Annotated in this window: 1 protein-coding gene; it reads right to left on the bottom strand. The window is 38.8% G+C overall.

Annotated features, from left to right (window positions below; translation table 11 throughout):
* Positions 1-256 (bottom strand): nucleoside-diphosphate sugar epimerase/dehydratase (locus tag Q4528_RS13790; protein WP_303522134.1); only part of this gene is annotated, 256 nt, incomplete at its 3' end.
* Between the last annotated feature and the right edge of the window lie 20 nt (positions 257-276).

Genomic DNA, 276 nt, shown 5'->3' with positions numbered 1-276 from the left:
GCCTAAAACCACGCATGTCAGGAATGTACCGAATGGTTTGTGTTGCGTTACGAAGGCTATGCAGTATTTGATCAACCAGTAGCTGGTCAGATAACGGAAGAGCTATCCAAATGTGATCAATATTTTGGCCATTTTCGTTTATGTATGCCTCAATTTCATTAAAGTCACCTAAAATAGCGCTGTTTTGTATTTGTTCGTCACCAAAAGAGCCTGCTATTTTATAACCTGTCCATGGAGAGTTTAAAATTTTACACACGAGTTTGTTAGCTATATCGC

This window comes from Staphylococcus pasteuri (genome assembly GCF_030547725.1).
In the GTDB taxonomy this organism is placed as follows: Bacteria; Bacillota; Bacilli; order Staphylococcales; family Staphylococcaceae; genus Staphylococcus; species Staphylococcus pasteuri.
Note: the sequence above shows the minus strand (reverse complement) of the source record. Positions and strands in the feature narration are given on the sequence as shown.